Genomic DNA, 22,087 nt, shown 5'->3' with positions numbered 1-22,087 from the left:
CTTTACGCCTCCATCAGTTCTACGCTGCGCGAGGATTCCAGCAGCGCTTTCGTGTAATCCTGCTCGGGGTTGCTGAACAGGGATTCGACGTCGTTTCGTTCCACAATCCGGCCGTTCTTCATGACGCTGACGGTGTCGCAAAGATCTGCGACGACGCCCAGGTTGTGGGTGACAAGGATCATTGCCAGGCCACGTTCGGTACTGAGTTCGCGCAGGAGTTCAAGTACCTCGGCCTGCACTGTGACGTCCAGGGCGGTGGTTGGTTCATCGGCGACGATCAGATCGGGGTCTCCGGCGACGGCACCGCAGATCAGGACTCGCTGGGCCATACCTCCGGATATTTCGTGCGGGTAGAGGCGCATGACGTTTTCGGGGTTGCGGATGCCCACCCGTGTTAGCAGTGCGATCAGCTGTTCTTTGGCTCCTTTGTCGCTGATCTTTTTGACGGCCCGGAGACCGTAGACGAGCTGGGCGCCGATGGTGAATGAGGGGTCCAGGTTGGACATGGGCTCCTGGGGGATGTATCCGATGCGCTGGCCGCGCGCGTTCTTGAGTGCTTTGTCATCCGCCAACAGGTCTTCGCCGTCCAGGTAGATGCTGCCGCCGAGGATGAGGGCTTCCTTGGGGAGAATGCCCAGCGTTGAGAAGGCCATCTGGGATTTTCCGGATCCGGATTCCCCGACGAGTCCGTGGATTTCGCCGCGGCGGACGTCCAGATCGACGCCGTGCACCACCGTGCGGACACGGTCGGGGCCGTCCGGATAGCCGACCTTCAGGCCGCGGATGGACAGGAGTGCTTCGTTGGATCCTGAGGGAGCGGACGTTGTCCGCACATTCTGGGCATCAGTGAGCAATGCTCGTCGGCGTGACCTTTTCAATGTTTTGTTGTGAGCCGAGGATTGCAGGACGTCGCGGAGCACGTTCCCCAGAAGGATGAGGGCGAGAATGGTGAGGCTGATCAGGAGCGCCGGCCAGAGTACTCCGAACCGGTTGTTGTAAATGTTGCTGTTCGCGTTCTGCAGGATGCCGCCCCATGACGGCTGTTCCGGATCGCCGAGGCCAAGAAACTCGACTCCGGCCTGGATGGCGATACCTGACGCTGCGACGAAGGAGCTCTGAATAACGACGGGGGCCCTTACGGCCCAGAGCACGTGCCGGCCAATGATGCGTTGGTCCGAAAGACCGACAACTTTTGCTGCATCGATGTACAGCTCCGTCCGGACACCCAGAACGACCGAGCGGACCAGACGGTAATACGTCGGGGCGACCAGGACACCGAAGACTGCCATGGCGACCATGACGTTGGGCCCTGTGAGCGCGAAGAGAGCGATCAGCAGGACGATGCTTGGCAGGGACATGATGAGGTCGGTGACGAAGCCGGCAACGGCTTCGAATCTGCCTCTGTAGAAGCCTGAAAGGAGGCCGGTGGTTACGCCGAGCAGGACCGCGATTACCAGCACCAGCAATGATCCAAGGAGGGTGCCGTTGGTACCCCACATGAGCTGTGCGAGGATGTCGCGACCGGCGCGGTCGGCACCGAAGAGATGCCCTTCGGAGAATGGCTGGGCGTTCACGGAGTTGAGGTCCGCCTCATTGGGCTGGAAGGGTGCCAGCCAGGGGCTGAGGACCCCAAACAGGATCACCAGCAGCAGGAATACGATGCACATCATGCCCTGCGCGTTTGTCAACAGTCGCCGCAGTACGGAACGGCCGGCCGCGGGGACCTCGGCTTCAGTCTCAATCAGGCTGGCTTCGGCGCTCATCGGGTCCTCGCTTTCGGGTTCAACGCAGAATTGGCGAGATCGCCAAGGAAGTTCACGCACAACACGATGATGATTGTCACCACGACGGTTCCCATCACCATGGGTACGTCGCCTTGCTGGGCGGATTGGTTGGCCATTTGCCCCATCCCGGGAAGCGCCATGACCTGTTCGACGAAAATTGCACCGCCGAGCAGTCCCAAGGTCTGGAGGCTGAGGACCGTCAGGCCCGGTCCGCCGGCGTTCCGGAGCACATGCCTGAAAATCACGTGCGACTCCTTAAGCCCGCGGGCCCGCAGGGTCCGGACAAAGTCCTTGGAGAGCGCGTCCAGGACAGCTCCGCGGAACTGGCTGGCCGCGCTGGCCACTGAGCCGATAAGCAACGCTATAACTGGCAGGGTGACCGAGAGGATCCATCCGCTGAAGCTCCGGTCAGGGGAAACGTAACCTGTGGCCGGGAACACCCGAATAGATATGGCGAATGTGAAAACCAAGGCAATGGCGATGATGAACGGCGGGACGGCGGCGCCCAGAACGGAAATGAACTGGAGGGCCTTGTCCAGCCAGCCGCCGTAGACTGCCGCTGCCACGCCTAGGAGGACACTAAGAATCAAGGTAAAGATCAAGGTGGTGATGACCAAGGTCAAGGTCACCGGCACCCTCGTCGAAAGAGCCGACGTCACGGTTTGTCCCGTGAAGAAGGATTCGCCGAGGTTGCCGGTGACCGCGTTGACCAGCCAGTCGCCGAATTGCACAAGCAACGGACGATCGAGGCCCAGGTCAACCACTTTGCGTTGAACATCAGACTCTGTGGCCTGGTAGCCCAGGATGGCCCTGGCGATTCCCGTTCCATTGCCAAACATGAGACAGAACGTTGCGAAGCTGACAAGGAGGAGTATGGCCGCGGAGCGGAGAAGGCTTTTGAGTAGAGATAACATCATTGTGGTCGCTGGGTCTCGTGTGGTCGGTTACTTGAAGTCGCGCAGGAGCGGGTGCAGACCGGAGAAGTCGCTGGATTCCTGGACGTCAACCTTGGGGTTGGATGCGTAGAAGCGGTCCATGTAGGCCATCGGAACGAACCAGGCCTGCTCGGTGACGTACTTGTTCAAGTCCTGCTGAGCCTGTTTGCGTTCGGTATCGGATCCGGTTAGGACCGTGTTCCACAATTCCTCTACCTTGGCGTCCGGCTGGTGGGAGACGTTCCAAATGCCGTCCTTGAGGACGTAGTCACTGATGTCCTGCAGGGATTCGCCGTAGTTGCCCAGCTGCCACAGCGGCACGGGGAACTTTCCGCTGAGAAGCTCGGAAATGGCGTTCGGTCCCGATAGGGCAACCTGCTCGACCTTGATATTGATCTGCGCTAACTGTTGGGTGATGTACGGCATCAGAGTTTCGTGATTCTGGCCGGTCATGGTCGGAATCTGCAGGGTGAATCCGTCAGAGTATCCGGCCTTTTCCATCAGCTTCTTGGCTTCGTCTACGTTGAAGGGGTACGGGTCCTTCATGTCCGGGATGTAGGCATCGCTGCCTTCACGGAAGATCTGGTAAGCCGGTGACGCGTGCCCCTGGTACAGCTTCTCGGACATTGCATTACGGTCAAAGACCATGTTCATGGCTTTACGGACATCGAGGTTGCCCAGAGCCGGGACCTTCTCGCCCAGGTGGTCTGTGATCAGCAGGCGTGTGGTGCTACTGCCCTTGAGTGTCTGGATGTTCTGGCCTGCACCTTTTGCTTCTTCCAAGGTTGCCGAGGAAACGATCGTGCCGTCGATCTGCTCTGTCTTCAGGGCGTTGACCGCTGCTGTCTCGTCTTCCAAAACCTTCAGGACAAGCTTCTTATATGGGAAGCGGCCGCTGTCCCAGAAGGAGTCGTTCTTAGTGAACGTGTAGACGGAGCCCCGGGTGGTGTTTGCGACATCCAGAATGTAAGGCCCGGAACCCACCGGTGCGTCAAACTTCTTACCCTGGATGGACGCCGGGGACGCAATGCTGGAGTCGCACATACGAAGCGCAATCAGGGGGTTTGGGGCTGGCCAGGAAATGGCCACCGTCTGAGTGTCAGGGGTCGTGACGGTAATACCGGCCCACCGGCTGGCGGCTCCCCCGGCAGTCGCATAGTACTCAGCGTTCGTCTTCACCGCAGCGGCGTCAACGGGGGTGCCGTCAGAGAATTTGATGCCATCGCGGATGTGAAGGGTCGCCGTCTTCTGATCAGCGCTGAATTCCCATTTGTCCGCCAGTGATGCTTCCGGCTTGCCGTTCTTGTCGCATCGCAGCAGGGAATCCCACACCGCGTTGGCACTCCACCCCTGGTAGCTGGGCTGGATAGCAGGGTCCCAGCCCTGAATGTCGGCCGTCATGCCGAGAGTCAAAAGGTCTTTGCTGGTTGAACTGCCGCTTGTGTTGGCCGCCTGGCCACCGCTTGTGCATCCCGTCAAGGCTAGAAGCCCGACTGCCAAGGGGGCCGCAAGGGCGACTAGAGCACGTCGTCGTGTGCGCCGCATGAATAACTCCTTTGTTGTTGAGGGCAGGAACGCTGCCAGAAACGGCCGCCAAAATCTTCCAGTCGATGACTTAGAACACAGTGCGTGCAACGTTGTCCGTAAGAACACTAAGCCAGAGTTTCAACACCGTCAAGAGAGTTTTGTTGCTCATCTCACAGTCAGGTCCCCTTAGCCCCTTGATATAAGGATTTTCGACGGGTTTATTGATTTGTAAAATGTTGTTCCTACCGGAGGTCTCGCTGCTAGTGGTGCAACGTTGTCCAGCGCGATACACTGAGCTAGCCTAGAACTCACACAGAAGGGGTCGTCGGTGACACCCACACGAACCACAGCTACGGACAAACCACGGCGGGCAACTCTCCAGGACGTTGCCAGCGAAGCGGGCGTGTCGTTCTCTGCGGTGTCAAAGGTGATCCGGGGTGCCTCCGGAGTAAGCCCGCAAATGCGGGAGCGTGTCACAGCCGCCATCGAAAAACTGGGGTACCGCCCGCACGCCGGCGCCAGGGCTATGCGCGGAAAGTCGTACACGATCGGGGTCATGATCGTGGAAATGAGTTCGCCGTTCCAGCCCGAAGTGGTTCAGGGAATCACCGACGCTCTCGAAGGTACCCCTTACCAAGAGGTACTCATTGCGGGTGGGCTATCCCCCGCACGACAGAAGCGAAGCATAGAAGCATTAATGGACCGGCAGGTCGACGGCCTTATTCTTGTCGCCCCGTGGATGGAAGCGGAGTGGCTGGAGGAGCTGGGCGCCAAGATCCCAACGGTAGTTGTGGCACGGCATGGTACAGCCATCAACTTTGACACTGTGGTAGACGACGAGTACCAGGGCGCCCGACTGATGGTTGACCATCTGGTCTCGCTCGGCCACGAACGAATCGTCCATACAAGCATGCCCTCTGGTGGGCTTGAGCCATTCGTTTTGTCCCATACAGCCCGTCGGTATGGCTACGAGCAAGCCATGACCCGCCACGGACTTGTGCCGGAGATCGTTGAAACCACCTACTCCGAAATCGGCGGCTATGACGCGGCCGTTCAGGCGCTATCTGGAAACGACCGGCCCACGGCAATTTTTGCGGGAGCGGACATCGCCGCTCTTGGTGTCCTCCGTGCCGCAGAAGAACACGGCCTCCAGGTTCCCGAAGACCTTACGGTCGCTGGCTACGACAACATTTACGTGTCGGCCATCGGCCGGATCTCACTGACCACAGTGGACCAGTCAGGCCAGCTCACGGGAGCCAACAGCACCCGGTTACTGCTCGAACGTATTGAAGGCAGGACTCAACCGGCGCACTACGTGATTGCACCCCAGCTGGTGCCCCGCCACACCAGCGCCGCGCCCGTGCACGTCGGACAGCCCGGGTCGGTTTCAGTCCAGCACTAGGCGGCGCCTGGATTCGTCTTCCAAAGGATGAGACTGAGTCGTCAATCGGGGCTCTGCACCACGCGTCTGGGTCCACAGAACCAGCAGCAACTGGTTGCCACTGAAGGAGGAGTCGCAATGGCTGTCGAAGAAACTTCGTCACCAGCCGTGGACTCGCTAGTCAGTCCGAAGCAACGGCAGCCAACCCTATATGACGTGGCTACATTGGCAGGCGTGTCACACCAGACTGTCTCTCGGTATCTAAGGGGCGGCAGCTCATTGAGGCCAACCACGGTGGAGCGAGTCTCAAAAGCATTGGCCGAGCTCCATTACACGCCAAACCTCGCCGCCCGTGCGCTTCGATCACAAGAGCCCGACAAAATCCTCGTCGTTGTTCCGGACGACTCCATTCATGTCCCGGCTAAGATGCTCACCGGCGCTAAGACGGTAGCTTTGGCCAATGGGTATCGCGTGGAAACCGTTACGTTGGATCGAAATTCTGAGGTCGTTGTATCCCAGCTTCGTCGGGTGCTGTCCGCCAGCGACGTCGCCGGCATCCTTTCCTTTGCACCGCTGCTGAGGCCCGTCTCGAGCCAGTCGGCTACCCAACCGCCGCTGGTGGTGGCCGGTGATTATGACGACATTCTGCGCGCACCAGGCACTCTTGCCGATGGTTCACCGACCGCCAGGGTGGTGCGCCACCTGGTATCTCTAGGTCATGGTCACTTCTTCCACGTAGCTGGCCCATCGGCTTGGCCCGCGGCCCGTAGTCGCGCTGCGGTCTACAGGGAAACCATCATGGAAATGGGCGTGACTTCGCATGGCATCGGATATGGGGACTGGTCCATAGCTTCCGGTCACGCCGCTGGCCTACGAATCGCAGCCCTTGACCATGTCACAGCCGTGATAGCCGCAAACGATCACATGGCAATAGGTGTGATGAGGGCCCTGCACGAAAACGGCCTCAAAGTTCCGAACGACATCAGCGTCATTGGGTGGGACGACTTGGAAGAATCTTCCTTTCTCGTCCCATCACTTTCAACGGTTCGTATGGATCACGAGGCCTTGGGTGGCAGGAGCATGATGGATCTTATGAGGCGAGTCCGCAATACGCCTCGCACGGCACTGCCCACCCTTATTCGTTCCGAGATTCTGTTGCGTGAATCCGTTGGACCCGCACGGGAAAGAGCACCACAGGTGGCGTAGCCTCCTCATAGGCACGCTTTGACCGGGTGGCGATTGAGCTGCTCAAGCGGCGAGTACGCGTTTCCATACCGACTTCTAAGATAGACCTCCCCCGAGTCACCGTGGAGCAATAGCACGATGTCTATGCCAGCGGATGGCAGAGCCCCGACCGATTCCGCTCGGGATCGCTACTCATTTATGCAATCGCCGGAGCCCGGGCATCAATCCGGGCTCCAGCGGTAGCCCTGGTTCGAAAATATGAATCGCTAATTCAGTGTGTAGCGAGGGTAGTCCGTGTATCCCTCGGCCACGGATGCGTAGAAAAGTTCAGGTCGGGGCTCGTTTTCCGTGTGCCCTGCCTGCCACCGTTCCACCAAGTCTGGATTGGCGATGAGCGCCCGTCCTACAACTATGGCGTCAGCATGTCCGTCCTCGATCTGACGCAACGCTTGCTCCTTTGAGGTCTGCCCACCTTCGAAGCCGCTGTTGATCAGGAACTTTCCAGCAAACCGTTGACGGAGCTCTGCAGCCAGGTCCCCGGTCGGCTTACCGTGCAGCATGGAGAGATAGGCCAGCCCCAGAGGGCGCAGGTTGTCTACCAATGCACCATAAGTTGCCAAGACATCCTGGGGGTCCGTCTCAGAGACGTCACCGACGCTGTTGTTCTCCGGCGAGATCCGCAGCCCAACCCTGCCAGGGCCAATGGCCTCAGCTACGGCCGTGACCACGTCGACGACGAATCGAATCCTCTTTTCTGGAGAGCCGCCGTACTCATCAACCCGCTGGTTGGCGGCAGGGGAAAGGAACTGATGGAGCAGGTACCCGTTTGCACCATGAATTTCCACCCCGTCGGCTCCCGCCTGGATTGCCCGACGGGCCGCAGACACAAAGTCCTCTACCACTCGACGAGCGTCGTCTGATGTCATTGCTTCGGGTACGGGAAATGGCAGCCGTCCCCGTTCGGTGAACACTGTTCCAGAAATTCCGACAGCGCTGGGAGCTAAGATCCGGCGCCCCCCGTTGACTTCAGGGTGCCCGGCACGGCCCGCGTGCATGATCTGCATGAAGATGCGCCCTCCGCTCGCGTGGACGGCATCAAACACCCGCCCCCAACCGACGCCTTGCTCCTCGGTTGCGATGCCAGGCGCTCCAACCCATCCCTGAGATTCAAGGCTTGGGTACGTACCTTCGGTAACAATCAGTCCGACACTGGATCGCTGTCGGTAATACTCGACCATCAGGTCACCCGGCACCCCCCTCGCTCCGGCCCTGACGCGGGTGAGTGGTGCCATGACGATTCGGTTGGCTAAGGCCAGCCCTCCAAGGGATAGCGGGGAAAAGAGCGTTGGAGGGGACGTGGGATTTGAAGTGGACATGGGCATGGCATTCTTCCTTAAACAATGAGTGGCTGGGATGAACATTCATCCCAGCCCCCAATGTAATCCTATGTACGCATTTAAGCGAACATGCGGGGTGATGATAGCGTTGCAGCATGGCCAGTCGCGTTTCCTCGCCCCTCGTTCATCCTGAGATACGCGACTTCGATCTATTCAAGATCATGAGGGCGCTCACCGACGAGACGCGACTAACGATCGTGGTAACCCTGGCCGCTTCGCCCGGGTTGGCCTGCAGCGGTTTCAAGCAAGACGTCACTCCGTCGGTTCTGACCCGGCATTTTCGCATTTTGCGTGAGGCGGGCGTTATCCGGCAACACGACGTTGGTACCCGGCGAATCAACACACTGCGGAAAGAAGAACTGGACCAGCGCTTCCCCGGACTGTTCGATCTCGTGCTGACCGAGAGCGCCAAACACGTGCTCCCCTACAACGCCGCCGACACCGCCTGACTCCATGCGGAAAAATTTCCGCGCTGGACGCCAAGAATGTGGTGAACCTCGACACCACCAGAAGCACTGGTGGACGCCGGGGCGATGCTTTCCCCTCCTGAAGCTATACGTGATTTGAGTGAGTCCCAGGCATTAGTCCCGCATTTCTCAGCAGGTTCTTCGTCATCCGGTGCTCGCACGATAGGAGACCGACCGGACGCGGGCCATAGTTGCGCCGGATCCGATCGCGAGCATCCGACCGGTGAAGCCGGTTGCCACCTCTGTGGAGAGGTATCGGCCGTCGATCCGCGCGAGCTCGTGCCGCCCCTCCCTGTCATCCACGGACAAGAGGATGTCATCGGGTCCCCCGTGACCGTAAGAATTCGGATGGGGGAACGGGGGCACGCTCTCGATCCGCAGGACGAGCTCGTGCTGCGTCACCAGCCGCAAACCCAACTGCTGACGCAGGTCTCCTATCTGCGCCTCGGCCTGCACGGTGCCGTCCTCAAGAGACAACCCGTACCAGTGGCGGTCGTCGAGCCGGACCGAGAAGCGACCGCTTCCCTCTACGACCATCTCCGCCGTCCAGTCATGGTCGCGCACCCGCGCGCACAACAATCCGATTCCCCCGTCGCGAACCGGGGGCAGCACGAGCCCAGGTGTACCCTCATGTTCCGCGATTGTTTCGGGCTCGGCATAGGGCACTACCCAACGGTGATGGAGCTCGGGAGTGGAGAAGTCGTCGACGAAGTCGGCGTAAGGAACCGGCACGTCGTAACGGTGCTCATCGAACCGCGGCCAACCGTCTTCCCAGGTGACCCCGGCGAGGAAGGTCTCACGGCCGAGCACATGGAAGCCAGGGGTAAAGCCGCGGGGCCGGGCTCCCAGGTACACGGCGGCCCACTCCCCCTCCGATGTCTGCACGAGATCTGCGTGACCCGTATTCTGCACCGGAAGTCCTAGACTTCGGTGCGTAAAGATCGGGTTCCAGGGGCAGGGCTCGAACGGTCCCCACGGATGCGGCGCTCGGGCCGCCGTGACAACGTGTCCGCGTTCGGTACCCCCCTCTGCCAGCAGCAGGTACCAGAACTCACCTATGTGGTACAGATGAGGCCCTTCAGCCCCATGGAGCCCACTGCCTTGCCAGATGGGGTAAGAGGGCCCTATGAGCCTTCCCGTGGTGACATCGAGACGGGCCTGCAGGAGGCCGTGTTCGGCGGCAGGGTCGAGCGTCCGCCAGGACAGGAAACACGTATCGCCGTCCCAGCAGAGATCCGGATCGATGCCGCGCGCTTCGGAGATGAACACGGGATCGCTCCACGGCCCTGCAGGATCCGACGCCGAGACGAGTAGCTGCCCGGATTCGAAATCGCTCACGTTCGTTGTGACCAGCCAAAAGCGGTCGTCGTGGTGCCGCAGCGTGGGAGCGTAGATACCCGATGAGGGCCAAGCAAAACCATTCCGGAACTGAGTGCGCCGACTGAGCGCGTGACCCACCTGCGACCAGCTGACGAGGTCCTTGCTGTGCCAAATCGGGACCCCCGGGAAGTACTCGAAGCTGGAGTTCGCAAGGTAGAAGTCGTCACCGACGCGGCAGACAGTGGGGTCGGGGTAGAAACCCGAGAGGATCGGCTGTTCGGCCCCGGACACGACGGGTCGGCTGCCTAGCGGTTGCTCTATTCCGGCGCGGAGCGCGTCAGTCATGGGCTACTGCAATTCCGGTCTCGGAAGCCCTCAAGACCTTCTTCTGATGGGGCACGGAGCCGCTCAGAGGTTTGTACGCAGCTTCCACATCGATATGCTGCGAGCGACTGTTAGATGGAAACCATGGACGTCCCGGTGAAGGCAGCTGAGTGCGGCCTGACGTGTTTGCTACGCCAACGGTCGAACGTAGGGAGGCCTTGCTGCCTTGGAAGGCTGCCGCGGGAAAGTCTTCGACTTCGTTGCTGGCTTCCAGCGCGGCAGGCGTAGGCATGAGCACGTCCTGGAAAGGAGCGGAGGTCACGTTAGGGTTGCCGCCCAGATTGGGGAAGATGTTGTTTGGTGGCTTGGCGGTACAACCCTCGTGGAAAGAGTTCACTCCATGGTCCTTTCGGCTAAGCCTTCGGCGAGTTCCGCGATGAGATCTCATCGAGATTGATAATTGGTCGTACAGAGGCGGAGAGCGTGGACGTACGTCATGCGCCATAGCTCGGATAGCAGGCGACATCTGCCCGAGCTGATTGTTTAATAACGTCGCCGGACAACGTTGCACATAATCATAGCTGAACCAACAGCGCCGCCCGAATTTCGCAGCCGGGGCCCTGTCGACCAACTGCACAGGTCGACTCGGGATTTTCCTCCTTATCGGCAGCGCGCCATCAGCTCAGCGCACATGCTCACAGGTGCCAGCGAAGCAGCCCTTGTTGGACACCAAGTAGGTGCCATCAGGCTTGCGGGTTCCTCTGCTAAGCGCTCCGCACGCGTGGTCGAGTTGGCCGAAGCCGGCCCGTTTGAAGGCCTTCTGTCGCCGCCCCCGGTCTCAGGAAGCCGGCAGCAGATCGCCTCTCGGGACCGTCGTCGTTGGCGCTGAATGCCGAGAGGCTGGCAGACGTGCTCAGCTCCATCGGCCACCCGCTCGCAACGATCGGCCCCTGGCGGCGCACCAAACTCGGTCCATTACCGTCCGAGTGGCTGGCTCTTAGGCCCACGTCTATCTCAAAGACACCCCCGAATACGTTCCCAGGGAACTCGATTTAGTCGACACGGTCGGGTTGAACCTCACTAGTCTCGCCCGACAGCATCATCTCCTTTCTGACAGACCAATATGACGATGCCCATGTGACGGCTGCGAAAGCACAGACACTTGGGGCACGATGACCGCGGCAAAGGCAAAGGCAAAGGCAAAGTCATCGCGAGATCTTGCTCCGGGAGCTTGCAGCAGATATCGTTTCGTAAAACGTTGCACACGGCTGTCGCCGACAACTAGTAGCTGCCTTCATCATCGGCGTAGCCGGCCGCGATGCCGGCCCTATCCACGACTTCGTTTGCCCGCAGACCTACCAAGACGCGACGGCCAAGGGTGACGGACGGCAAAATTCGGAGGTTTATGAATGAGAAGAACGAGATTAAATCGTCGGCGTCTCGCGTCCAGATCGTATCCCCGAGCTCGTATCGAATGATGCGGCAGAAATTCCTGATGCCATTTGGTCCGATGTTGAGAACGTACTTGAAATTCAAAGCTGACCACCCAAATACGAATCACACGGCCAAGTAATTCTTCGGGCGCTGCGGCCTCCTCAGAGCATGTCTCAATGCCCGTCTCCTTAACGAAAGAAAGATCGCATGTCTGAACGACCCCGCAAAGTGCTCTTCGGAACAGCCTATTACCACGAATACCAACCCTCACCCCGCCTCCAGGAAGACCTCGACCTCATGGCGGCAGCAAACATGAGCGTCATCCGCGTAGGTGAGTCCACTTGGTCCAAATGGGAGCCAGAGGATGGCTGTTTCGACCTTGAGTGGATGACACCAGTTCTGGACGGCGCGCATGAACGGTGTATTTCGGTGATCTTGGGTACGCCGACTTATGCGATTCCGATGTGGCTGGCACGCCGCTACCCGGAAATCGCGGCTGAAACCAGTACCGGCCGGCCACTCGGATGGGGAGCCCGCCAGGAAATGGACTACACCCACCCGGCCTTCAAGTTCCACGCAGAACGCGTCATTCGCAAAATTGTCGAACGGTTTTCGAAACACCCGGCCGTGATTGGCTACCAGGTTGATAACGAACCGGGCTTACGCTCCTTCCACAACCGCGGGGTCTTCCAGCGGTTCACAGATGAACTCCGGCATGAGTACGGAACGGTGGAAAACCTCAACAAGGAATGGGGCCTGGTCTACTGGTCCCACCAACTCTCTACCTGGGCAGATCTCTGGACCCCCGACAACAATGCACAGCCACAGTACGACCTCGCCTGGCGTCGATTCCAAGCCCGTCTCACTACCGAATTCCTTCAATGGCAGAGTGCCATCGTCCGCGAATATTCCACGCCGGAACAGTTCGTCACCACCTGCATCTCGTACGACCTACCTTCCCAGCACGATCAGGACGTGACACGCGATTTCGATATCACGGCCGGCAACCCCTATTACGCCATGCAGGACGCTTTCGCCATCCCGTCGTCGAATAACACATCCCAAGGTTGGGCCGCCGGCGGCGCCTGGACTCTTTTTCGGAGCGGCGACAGGATGTACTCATCCAAACAAGCTCCTTTCCTGGTCACTGAAACTAACGCCGGCGCTATCGGGGGTTCAGAAATGCAATACCCTGCGTTCGACGGACAGTGGCGGCAGGCGGCTTACGCACTCATTTCCCGCGGCGCCGAAATGATCGAATACTGGCACTGGGCAAGCAACCACTGCGGCACAGAAACGTACTGGATCGGCGTCCTCCCACACGACCAGAAGCCCGGACGCGTCTACCGCGAACTGGCGCAACTGGGCGCGGAGCTTAAGGCCGCCGACAAAGCGTTGGTCGGCCTCACCCCGGACGCAAGCATCGGCATGATCTACTCCAATGACTCCAAGTGGGGACTGGCCGGCCAGCCCTGTTTCGCGAACGAAGCCTCACTTGGAGGAGACGAACGCTCCTACGAGAAAATCTTCGAGGCCTTCTACCAAGGAGCCTTCCATGCAGGAGCTCCTGTCCGCATCATTCACGACCGGCAGATCGCGGGAGGTGAAGGCCAGGCTCTCGACCCTGCCCAAGTGGCTAAGGAATTGCCCGTCCTGATCGCTGCCGGCCTGTTTATTGCCGATGACGAATTGCTGGACTGGCTACGAGCCTATGCTGACGCCGGCGGACACCTCGTGCTCGGCATGCGCACCGGATACGCCGACCACGAGTCCCGAGCCCGGCTCGAAACAAAACCCTCCCGACTCGCCACACAGGCAGGGGTCAGCTATCAGGAATTCTCGCAACTCGATATCCCGCTCGCACTGGAACCCGCCGTGGGTTTGCAGCTCTCCACGGAAAGCCGCGCAACGCGCTGGGTCGATTATCTCGAGGAGCACGAGGCCACAGTCCTCGCTAGCTACCGGCACCCCCAGTTTGGTCGCTACCCCGCCATCGTCACCAAGGCAACCGGGTCCGGCCGAATAACCACCATCGGCACCCTGCCAAATACCGAACTTGGCGCCGACATCATCCGCTGGCTTACCTCGGAACAAACTGCAGTTTGGGAAGACCTACCAGAGGCAGTCACCGTTCACTCGGCAACGAACGCCGACCAGAGACGTGTGCACTTCGTACACAACTGGAGCTGGGAACCAGCGACAATTGCCTCATCGGCGCCCGTGGACGACGTCCTCGACCGGAAATTGACCAACTTGACCAAAATCGAGCTTGCCGCCTGGGACGTTCGAATACTCATAGAACCCCACGGTTAATGCCAGGCGGACGCCACTGCGACCTACCGTGGTCGAAACACGGGGAACACCCTGCCAGACGGAAGAAGTTCCATGGAGCCGGGCAATTGCACTGTGTTGGCCAGTGCATTCCGCCGAGCATCACCTCTGATTCAACCACTGTGAAGCATCCCCAATGAGTATCTTTCCGCCGCAGGTCGCCATGTCGCCGTATGGTGGGCGATCCTTGGCGCCGCTGGCTGGCCCAGCGGAACGAGACAGTCGCTCTCTAGGGCTCCACCATTGAGTATGCTCCGGCGAAGGGCTCGCGGTCTGGATTTTCCTTCGCTCGGAGTGCGGAGTGGCCCTTTCGCTTCGCATTTGGTGGTGCACTCCTGTCACTTTGAACACGTCCGCAACGCACTTATCACCTACCCAGATGGGAGACGCAGCGAGAGGATGTCGAAACAGCCGGAAATTCGCCTATGAGAGATAGCGCAAACCGAAGCTCGGCAATTGTGCAACGTCCTGTTCAATCGTCGGGAGAGTATCTGGACGATCAGTTCCGCTGCCGAGTGGCTTCCGTACCAAGCCGTGGATAATCCGGGGTGACCCCAACTGTGGCCTGCTCTCAGGTCCCTGCCGTCCTATCAATTACGACAGAAGGCCCACTATCGGCGTTCCAAAATTCCCCGGAAACCCGTGGCAGAAGCGTCCATGCCAGCCGTTTCGGCGGCCTATCCTTTGGGAGCCTGCTTTAGCCTTTAGCTATGGGTTTGGAAGATGCGGTCGCTGAGGTCTTTGCGGGCATCAGAACCGCCCGCGGAGCGGTCAAGCGCATCGATCAGTTGCCGCCCCAGGTGCCCCTTCCGCCCAGTTGCGACGTCTCCTCGAGTTCTTCCGCCGTCACTCCGGCCAGCACCGCATTGATTTCAGCCATGACGCACCTTCCCCAGTTGTGCAGGCGCATGTGCTCGCGCCCTGTCAGCCCGACCCCGTTGTTAGCACCTGAGCGAGCCAGAGGGCGGACAGTCCCATATGGCGTCACTCCACCACGGCAATCGCGAAGCCACCACACGCGTGCTTCCTCTTGGTCTCGCCGCCGAGCTCATGCTGTTCGATCAGCGCGCAAAGTCAGGTCGCCTGCAACAGAGACGTACATGAAGTGGTGTCGGCAGAACCAGAGGGAAGGGACCAAAATGCAGGTTGAAAGCCGCCCGTGCACAAAGGTGTGCACAATGTGCACACCGTCTTTGACCGGACAAACACGCTATGAGCGAACATACGTGGCTCGCCGAAGGCAGCTATTCGAGGAACGTCTTTGAAGAAGATTCATCTTGGTCATGTCGTCACCACAACTCGTGACCATGAACGGGTGAAGGCCAACAACTGGCCAACGGAAACAGCTAGAAACTACACATAGCCTTAGATCTCAGCAGCCGGAGGGCCCACAGGCCAGGGCCCTGACCCCGCCACCCTCACAACCAAATAGGCCACCGCGGCGCCAGGCGCAGACCGCGGACAGCGTCAGAGGACCATCCGACGAACAATGTCCACACGTTAAAGCAAAAACCCCTCCGACGAGGGGATCTGCCGTGCCCGAGGTGGGACTCGAACCGGGTTCCAGCCCTTACAAACCCGCCGCTCCCCCGGAAACATAAGGAATCCGGCCCGATCCGGCCTGTGTACGGCCCAGACCGAGGCGCTGAGTGTGCACATTGTGCACACCCCAATTTCGACTTTTTCAAACACCAAACATGAAACCGAGCTCACTCGCCGCGTCTTACACAACCAAGTGCAGTTCTCCCACGCAAATTCGCGCGTACGTCGTCCTGCAAGGACAGCTGGCATTCTTCTTCGAAAATGCACAGCCAACTTCTTTTCGTCGGGTTTGGACCGTCATGGGCGAAGGCCTTCAACAAAAGTCCATCGCACGCCCATGGTTTCGGCAGGGAAGGTAACCAGCGTCTCGCCTTCCCGTACAAAGCCGATCCTCTGCTGCGTAAAGTGCCGTGCCACACGTTCGAGGTCGACTACCTGGTAGGTCATGCCAACGTAGCTATCCGTATCCGTCGCCTCGCCGGTAAAGACATCCGTGATCGTTCCCGAATTCGGCCGGGCGAATTCGAGCACTGATCCGGCAAACTCGATGAAGACACTCTCGGCGCCCCACTGGGCATCTACGCCGCGGCGGACCACCTGCCCGGGCAGGATCTGGGTGTAGAGCCGCTCGGCCCGCTCAAGGTCGAGGGTGAGGATTGTGTGGTGCAGGTTCCGAACCACACCGAGAGGGTCGTCAGCGGCTGGGGCCGGCAGGGTCCAGCACGGGTTAAGCCGCGGGTCACCTTGCCTTGAATAGAACTCGCGGTGCTGCTCCCCCATCTCAAGAAATTCGTAGGTCAGGCCGGTGTCTTCCGGAAGGGTCCATAGGATGTAGCAATCATCGGCCAGGTTGGAGACCGGCAGGTGACCGTCCTCGACAAGGGACCCATTCTGATCCCGCACGCCAATTCCTCGTGAGGTGAGGTATCTCGCCAGGGCGCGCGCATCCTCCGTGTACCACGCAATGTCCGACAGTCCGTGGCCTTCCGGGTACGGGGCCGCCTTGCCTTCCGGCAGCGCGAGCAACTTTGGCGAAAGCACGTCAACTACGACACCACCGATGTGGATGAAGATCGAGTAGTCCTTGGGATAGTCCCCTTTTAGCTTTGAGAAGTCGTATTTCTCCTCCCATCGGACCCCGCGACGACCGAAGACCCTTTGGAACCACTCGGTCGCTTGCCGTAGGTCGTCGACCACCAGCGTGGGGTGAAACATCATTGGGACAGCGGTACTCATCAGGGCCGTGGCATTCATTTCGCAACTTTCTGGGGCTGGTCGAGTTTAGCGAGTTGCCTGCCGTTAGGCGGGGCCCGCATAGGTTTCTGAAACCTTCTCTGAGCAATCCCGAACCCACAACGCCCCTTCCCACTCAGCGAGAAGCCGCAACTGTGGAATGCAAGTATCCCTCTTCGGCTTAGTCGGCGTCAGTGGCCCTCCGGATTTGTTGCTTAAGCAGGTTCAAGCGCGGGTCCGTCACCAAGTTCTCGACATTCATGGCCCGGGAAACAGCGCGTGCCGTGGTGTGCAGCGCGTGGAGGTATGTGAGTTCATCAGCGCTGTCGCGTTTGATCGTGATGGACAGCGCGGCAATTGCCCCGCCGTCCGCCGCCAAGATGGGGACGGCGATTCCAGAGACGTCGGTGTGTATCCAGCCCGGGGCCAATGCATAGCCAACCCGGCGGGCCTCAGCGATGATCTTCCTGAGGTCATCCCTGCCCATGACGGTTTGTTTGTTGAACTCTGTGAGCCTGCCCCAGGTGAGTAGTTCGTCCCGAACTGCGGGCAGTGAGTACGCCGCAAGGACGATGCCCGGTGCGCACTGCAGCGCAGGTAGGCGTGATCCAGCCGTCGCAGTGTTGGCGGAAGTGGCGTCCTTGGATGAGAGCCGCTCGAGGTAGAGCACGTCATGTCGGTCCAGAACCGAGAGCTGGGTATGCTGTTTGACCACTGCGTGAAGATCCTCCATGTACGGCAGCGCAATATCGCGCAGTGACATGGCGCTGGACGCCCGGGTTGCGAGTTCCCAAAGACGCAAGCCGATGCGCACCCGGCGGTCTGGTTCACGTTCCAGAACCCTGGCGGCAACGAGGTCACCCACAATCCGGTGAGCAGTGGCCAGCGGAAGCTTGGCCCTCCTGGCGATCTCTGATGCCGTCAAGGCATTCTCGCCGGCGCCAAACACTTCGAGGATGCGTATGACCCGTTCGATCATCGTCTCGTTCTGCGCTGGCATTCGGCCTCCGACCGCTTCTGTCCCGCCCCGCTCCGCAGACTGCCCGGACGAGCGATCCATTTGCCTGCACAGCAGATACTATCGCCCACCAAGGCCTCGGCGGGCAGAAACTTGTCCTTCTCGTTCAGTGAGAAACGATCTCGACCATGACCTTGTTCACAGACATTCTCTAGGTAGCGCCCAATGAGGCTCGAACAATGCGGGGACAGTGCGATAACGAGCCTGCCGCGTCCATCCCTTAGACCACCAAGCACGTGATGTCCTTTGACGTCGGCAATCGAGGAGTTTCCAGTAATGATCAAGACCGGAGCAACCGCTCAGACCAGAAAGGCCGCCCTCTCAGCGTTCCTGGGCGGGGCACTCGAGTACTACGACTTTGTCCTCTTCGCGTCGGCGGCCGCGTTTATCTTCCCGGTGGTCTTCTTCCCAGGGTCGGAAGCTGCGACGTTGATGTCTTTCGCCACGTTCGGAGTCGCTTATCTGGCCCGGCCGCTGGGTGCCGTAGTGATCGGCCACTTTGGTGACAAGTTCGGGCGCAAGAATGCGTTGCTGGCAACGTTGCTGATCATGGGGCTGGCCACGTTCGTTATCGGGCTCCTTCCCAGCTTCGACCAGATCGGACCTCTGGCGCCGATGCTTTTGGTCGCCATGCGGCTCTTGCAGGGCTTTTCTGCCGGTGGCGAAGTCGCAGGTGCCAGCTCGCTGACCATTGAACACGCTCCAGACCGGAGCCGGGCTTTCTGGGGCAGCTGGACGGTCGAAGGCGTGGGCGCCGGAATGCTTCTCGCTACTCTCGTCCTAATCCCAATCGCAGCGATGCCTGACGAAATCCTCTTCACCTGGGGTTGGCGCCTGCCGTTCCTGGCCAGCATCGTCGTCCTCTTCATCGCGTTCTTTGTCCGCCGCACGCTCGAGGAACCCGCGGTGTTCGAGCAAGTCAAACAGAAGGGCGAGACGGCGAAGATCCCGCTCTTCGAGGCAGCCCGGAGCAGTTGGAAAGGTATCAGTCGGGTCGCCATAGCGACGCTCTACTTCGTCCCCGATTCCATCATGAACGTTTTCGGCGTCGCGTTCGCCATCTCGATGGGGATCGACCGGACCACAGTACTGTGGTCCGCCGTCGTGACTCAGATCGTCGCCCTGCTGGTCCGCCCCCTGGCGGGCTTATTGGCCGACAGGATCGGACGCCGACCCGTGTTCGTGGTGGGCGCACTCGGCACGGGGGTCATGACATTCGGGTTCTTCTCGGCAGTATCGGCAGGCAATATTCCCCTGATGTTCGTCACCAACGCGCTTATGGTTGGCTTGTTCCTGGCATTCTGCGGAGCCATCTACCCGGCTTTCTACGCAGAAATGTTTACCGCGCGGGTCCGTTACACCTCCATGGCGGTCGGACTCCAGATCGGTTCAGTCGTATCCGGGTTCGCACCGTCAATTGCTACCCTACTGACCCGCGGAGACCCCACCAATTGGATGCCCGTCGCTTGCATGGTCGCGGGCGCTCTCGTCATCGCCGCCATCGCCGCTCTCACCGCCCGCGAAACGTACCGCACTCCCTTGGAAGAACTCGGGCTGCCAAGAACTGATCGCCAACTCGTGAACGGGGCCACCGCCAGCGCGGATGTCCCGGCTGCCCTGATGGCGCCGGCCGAACCGAGGAACTGACGGGGTGAACACCCATGCGCATACGAGGGTGCACCACTGATTCAAGAGACACCTAGAAGGAGAGTGGAGAATGACGATTCCTGAATACACCTATGACCTGGTCGTTATCGGCTCCGGTATCGCCGGGCAGTCAACCGCAACGTCCGCGGCAGAGGCGGGCCTGTCGGTAGTGCTGCTGGAAAAGACCGGGCAGCTGGGCGGCTCCTCGGCCATGAGCGGCGGCTGGTTCGCGTTCACGGGCACCGAGGAACAGGCCGCGGAGGGCATCGACGACTCCGCTGAGTTATTCCTCCAGGACCTGCTCGAGGTTGGAGAACACCGCAACGACCGGTCGCTCCTGGACGCCTACCTGGCCCATCAGAAGGACACCTATCGCTGGCTCAAGGCCCACGGGGTGGTGTTCCGGGAAGTTGAGATCAGCTCGGGCCAGTCCGCCCGGCGCAGCCACAACTCGTCGATCAAGGAAGTCCTGGCCACGTTGCACCGGGACTATACCGCCCTGGGCGGGCAGAGCCGGCTCAGCCATAGCGCGCACAAGCTGGTCCGAAACACCGACGGCCGGGTAACCGCTGTCATGGCTGATACCCCCGAAGGAAGGCAGTTGTTCACCGGGCGTGCGGGAGTCGTACTCGCCACCGGCGGGTTCAGCCGGGGTACGGACCTGCTGAAGATCTTCGCCCCCGAGCAGCTCGCCGCCATCCCGTACGGCGGCAAAGGCAACACGGGTGACGGGCTGAGGATGGCGTGGAAGCTCGGTGCCGGCATGGCGGACATGTCCTTCGTCTCCGGCACATACGGCTCCCATCCCGAGACAGGTGAGGAGTTCCACGAACTCCTCACCGCCTACTACATGGGCGCGATCGTCGTGAACAAGCACGGTCGTCGATTTATGGACGAATCACAGGACTACAAGACCCTGGGACGGCAGGTGCTGGGCCAGCCCGAGGGGCTCGGCTTCGAGATTTTCGACGCCAAGGTCCGCGCCAAATCCCACCGGGGTATTCCTTTGAAGGACATCGACACGCTGGAGGACATTGGCCATGTTCACAAGGCCGACACCCTCGAAGAACTCGCCGAGGTGGCCGGTATCGACCCAGCCGCCCTCGCTGAGACCGTGGCCCGGTACAACGAAGCCGTCATCGGCCGGCAGGAGGATGAGCTAGGCCGAACCAGCCTGTGCAATGGAGTCGGTGCGCTGCAGCCAATCGACCAGGCACCTTTCTACGCTTACCCGGCCAAGTCCCTGATGACCACGACCTACTGCGGGATCACCATCAACACCAGCGGTGAGGTGGTGGACGTCGATAGCGAAGTCATCGAGGGTCTGTACGCAGTCGGCGAGGTCACCGGCGGTTTCCACGGCGCCGCGTATATGACCGGCACGTCACTCGGCAAGGGCGCCGTATTCGGCCGTATCGTCGCACGGCAGGCCGCCACGCAGTTCGCCCTTAGGGCCTGACACTCCACCGCATACGCCCACGCCCCAACATGGCCCACGAGGCCCCCGACGAAGCTATCCGCTCACAAGTTTGAAAAACGAAAGGTTTACCATGGCCCCGAATGTTCCAGCCCTGTACCACCCCACCTTGGCCGTTCCCGATCTCGAAGAGGCCCGCACATGGTTCCGAAAGGTGTTCGAACGCCCCGACCTTCGCTGGGAAGAAACGCTCGACCTGAGCCTGCTCAACCCCGACTATCCGGTGAACTATTCGTTTTTCGCCTTCATCACCGATATTCACTGGGTCTTCCTTTGCCCGACGCTCCATGCCCAAGGTGCTCTCGCGGGCCAGACCCGGTACAAGGGCGTCTCTGACGGTATGATCGGGTTGGGCTGGTACACCGATGACGCCGTCGGGATGTTCGAGAAACTGGCAGGAGCCGGGATCCGGGCGCACGACCAGCAGGGAAAGATCATCACCAATGCCAAGCCTCCCACCTCCTCATTCGCTTCCGACGTATTCACCGGGTTCACCATGCCCGAGGACACGGGCATCCGATACGAGTTCCAGGAAACTGGCGAGCGGCACTGGGAGCACTACGCGCGGCAGGCAGATCCGAGGCTTCGCCCCGAATGGAAGGGCCCTTCGCCGGACCCGAACGACCCGCTCTCCATCGTGCTGACCTCACACCACACAATCCTCACCGGGAACCCCGCACGCCTGTCAAAACTCTACGTAGACGTACTGGAAGGGCAAGTCATTGGCCACGGCCACAATGCCGCACTGGATGCGGAAAGCACGTTCATCCGGCTTGCAGACACTGTGCTCGAATGCGCCGTGCCCGAACCGGACAGCCCCTATTCGGCCAAACTCTCGGACGGCCGCGACCTTTACTACGGCGTCAGCTTCCTGGTGAAAGACCCAGAGGCGGCGGGTGCACACCTGGCGCAGGTTGACGTTCCCTTCACGCACGACGGCGGGTCAGTAGTCATCGAGCCCGTCAACGGGTTCGGGGCACAATGGCGCTTCATCCCGGAACTGCCGTATCCGGCGGCAGAACGCCGGCAGCCACAATTCTAGAAGGGCAACAAATAGGCCGGCCTCTGAGCGTCAAAGTTCCCTG

The 22,087-nt window shown here is 60.2% G+C and carries 15 protein-coding genes; 7 read left to right on the top strand and 8 right to left on the bottom strand.

Annotated elements, in window-relative coordinates:
* Positions 1–2: 2 nt before the first annotated feature.
* The 3 genes from J2S97_RS18675 to J2S97_RS18665 are packed head-to-tail and all read right to left on the bottom strand — an operon-like array spanning position 3 to position 4,120.
* Positions 3–1,763, bottom strand: a complete 1,761-nt coding sequence (locus J2S97_RS18675; RefSeq protein ID WP_307051440.1) for a dipeptide/oligopeptide/nickel ABC transporter permease/ATP-binding protein — start codon at positions 1,761–1,763, stop codon at positions 3–5.
* Positions 1,760–2,698, bottom strand: a complete 939-nt coding sequence (locus J2S97_RS18670; protein WP_307051439.1) for an ABC transporter permease — start codon at positions 2,696–2,698, stop codon at positions 1,760–1,762. Before J2S97_RS18670 ends, J2S97_RS18675 begins: the two co-directional genes overlap by 4 nt.
* 30 nt (positions 2,699–2,728) lie before the next feature.
* Positions 2,729–4,120: an ABC transporter substrate-binding protein gene (locus tag J2S97_RS18665; RefSeq protein ID WP_307051438.1), complete on the bottom strand. Its 1,392-nt coding sequence runs from the start codon at positions 4,118–4,120 to the stop codon at positions 2,729–2,731.
* Between the two features lie 454 nt (positions 4,121–4,574).
* Between J2S97_RS18665 and J2S97_RS18660 the strand changes: the two genes are divergently transcribed.
* Both J2S97_RS18660 and J2S97_RS18655 read left to right on the top strand, forming a co-directional pair.
* Complete coding sequence (locus J2S97_RS18660) at positions 4,575–5,648, top strand: LacI family DNA-binding transcriptional regulator (protein WP_307051437.1); 1,074 nt, start codon at positions 4,575–4,577, stop codon at positions 5,646–5,648.
* Between the two features lie 117 nt (positions 5,649–5,765).
* Complete coding sequence (locus J2S97_RS18655; RefSeq protein WP_307051436.1) at positions 5,766–6,833, top strand: LacI family DNA-binding transcriptional regulator; 1,068 nt, start codon at positions 5,766–5,768, stop codon at positions 6,831–6,833.
* Positions 6,834–7,078: 245 nt separating this feature from the next.
* On the opposite strand, the gene J2S97_RS18650 is transcribed toward J2S97_RS18655, so the two are convergent.
* Complete coding sequence (locus J2S97_RS18650) at positions 7,079–8,188, bottom strand: alkene reductase (RefSeq protein WP_307051545.1); 1,110 nt, start codon at positions 8,186–8,188, stop codon at positions 7,079–7,081.
* Positions 8,189–8,304: 116 nt separating this feature from the next.
* Between J2S97_RS18650 and J2S97_RS18645 the strand changes: the two genes are divergently transcribed.
* Complete coding sequence (locus tag J2S97_RS18645; protein ID WP_307051435.1) at positions 8,305–8,658, top strand: ArsR/SmtB family transcription factor; 354 nt, start codon at positions 8,305–8,307, stop codon at positions 8,656–8,658.
* A 162-nt stretch (positions 8,659–8,820) separates the two neighbouring features.
* On the opposite strand, the gene J2S97_RS18640 is transcribed toward J2S97_RS18645, so the two are convergent.
* Both J2S97_RS18640 and J2S97_RS18635 read right to left on the bottom strand, forming a co-directional pair.
* A complete protein-coding gene (locus J2S97_RS18640; protein WP_307051434.1) occupies positions 8,821–10,341 on the bottom strand; it encodes a glycoside hydrolase family 43 protein in 1,521 nt (506 codons plus the stop codon).
* Positions 10,334–10,717 (bottom strand): hypothetical protein, encoded by a 384-nt coding sequence (locus J2S97_RS18635; RefSeq protein WP_307051433.1) that lies wholly within the window; start codon positions 10,715–10,717, stop codon positions 10,334–10,336. The genes J2S97_RS18640 and J2S97_RS18635 overlap by 8 nt, the downstream gene beginning before the upstream one ends.
* A 1,244-nt stretch (positions 10,718–11,961) precedes the next feature.
* Between J2S97_RS18635 and J2S97_RS18630 the strand changes: the two genes are divergently transcribed.
* Positions 11,962–14,067, top strand: coding sequence for a beta-galactosidase (locus J2S97_RS18630; RefSeq protein ID WP_307051432.1), 2,106 nt, complete (start codon positions 11,962–11,964; stop codon positions 14,065–14,067).
* Between the two features lie 1,857 nt (positions 14,068–15,924).
* On the opposite strand, the gene J2S97_RS18625 is transcribed toward J2S97_RS18630, so the two are convergent.
* Positions 15,925–16,881, bottom strand: a complete 957-nt coding sequence (locus J2S97_RS18625; protein WP_307051431.1) for a VOC family protein — start codon at positions 16,879–16,881, stop codon at positions 15,925–15,927.
* A gap of 160 nt (positions 16,882–17,041) precedes the next feature.
* Positions 17,042–17,860: an IclR family transcriptional regulator gene (locus J2S97_RS18620; protein WP_307051430.1), complete on the bottom strand. Its 819-nt coding sequence runs from the start codon at positions 17,858–17,860 to the stop codon at positions 17,042–17,044.
* A 294-nt stretch (positions 17,861–18,154) separates the two neighbouring features.
* Here J2S97_RS18620 and J2S97_RS18615 point away from each other — a divergent pair, with 294 nt between their 5' ends.
* The 3 genes from J2S97_RS18615 to J2S97_RS18605 all read left to right on the top strand — a co-directional run bounded on the left by J2S97_RS18615 (position 18,155) and on the right by J2S97_RS18605 (position 22,044).
* Positions 18,155–19,525: an MFS transporter gene (locus J2S97_RS18615; protein ID WP_307051429.1), complete on the top strand. Its 1,371-nt coding sequence runs from the start codon at positions 18,155–18,157 to the stop codon at positions 19,523–19,525.
* A 70-nt stretch (positions 19,526–19,595) separates the two neighbouring features.
* Complete coding sequence (locus J2S97_RS18610; RefSeq protein ID WP_307051428.1) at positions 19,596–20,984, top strand: FAD-dependent oxidoreductase; 1,389 nt, start codon at positions 19,596–19,598, stop codon at positions 20,982–20,984.
* Between the two features lie 91 nt (positions 20,985–21,075).
* Positions 21,076–22,044 carry a hypothetical protein gene (locus J2S97_RS18605; protein ID WP_307051427.1) on the top strand — a complete coding sequence of 323 codons (969 nt, stop codon included), beginning with the start codon at positions 21,076–21,078 and terminating at the stop codon, positions 22,042–22,044.
* Positions 22,045–22,087 lie beyond the last annotated feature (43 nt).

The organism is Arthrobacter oryzae (genome assembly GCF_030812315.1).
In the GTDB taxonomy this organism is placed as follows: domain Bacteria; phylum Actinomycetota; class Actinomycetes; order Actinomycetales; family Micrococcaceae; genus Arthrobacter; species Arthrobacter oryzae_B.
Note: the sequence above shows the minus strand (reverse complement) of the source record. Positions and strands in the feature narration are given on the sequence as shown.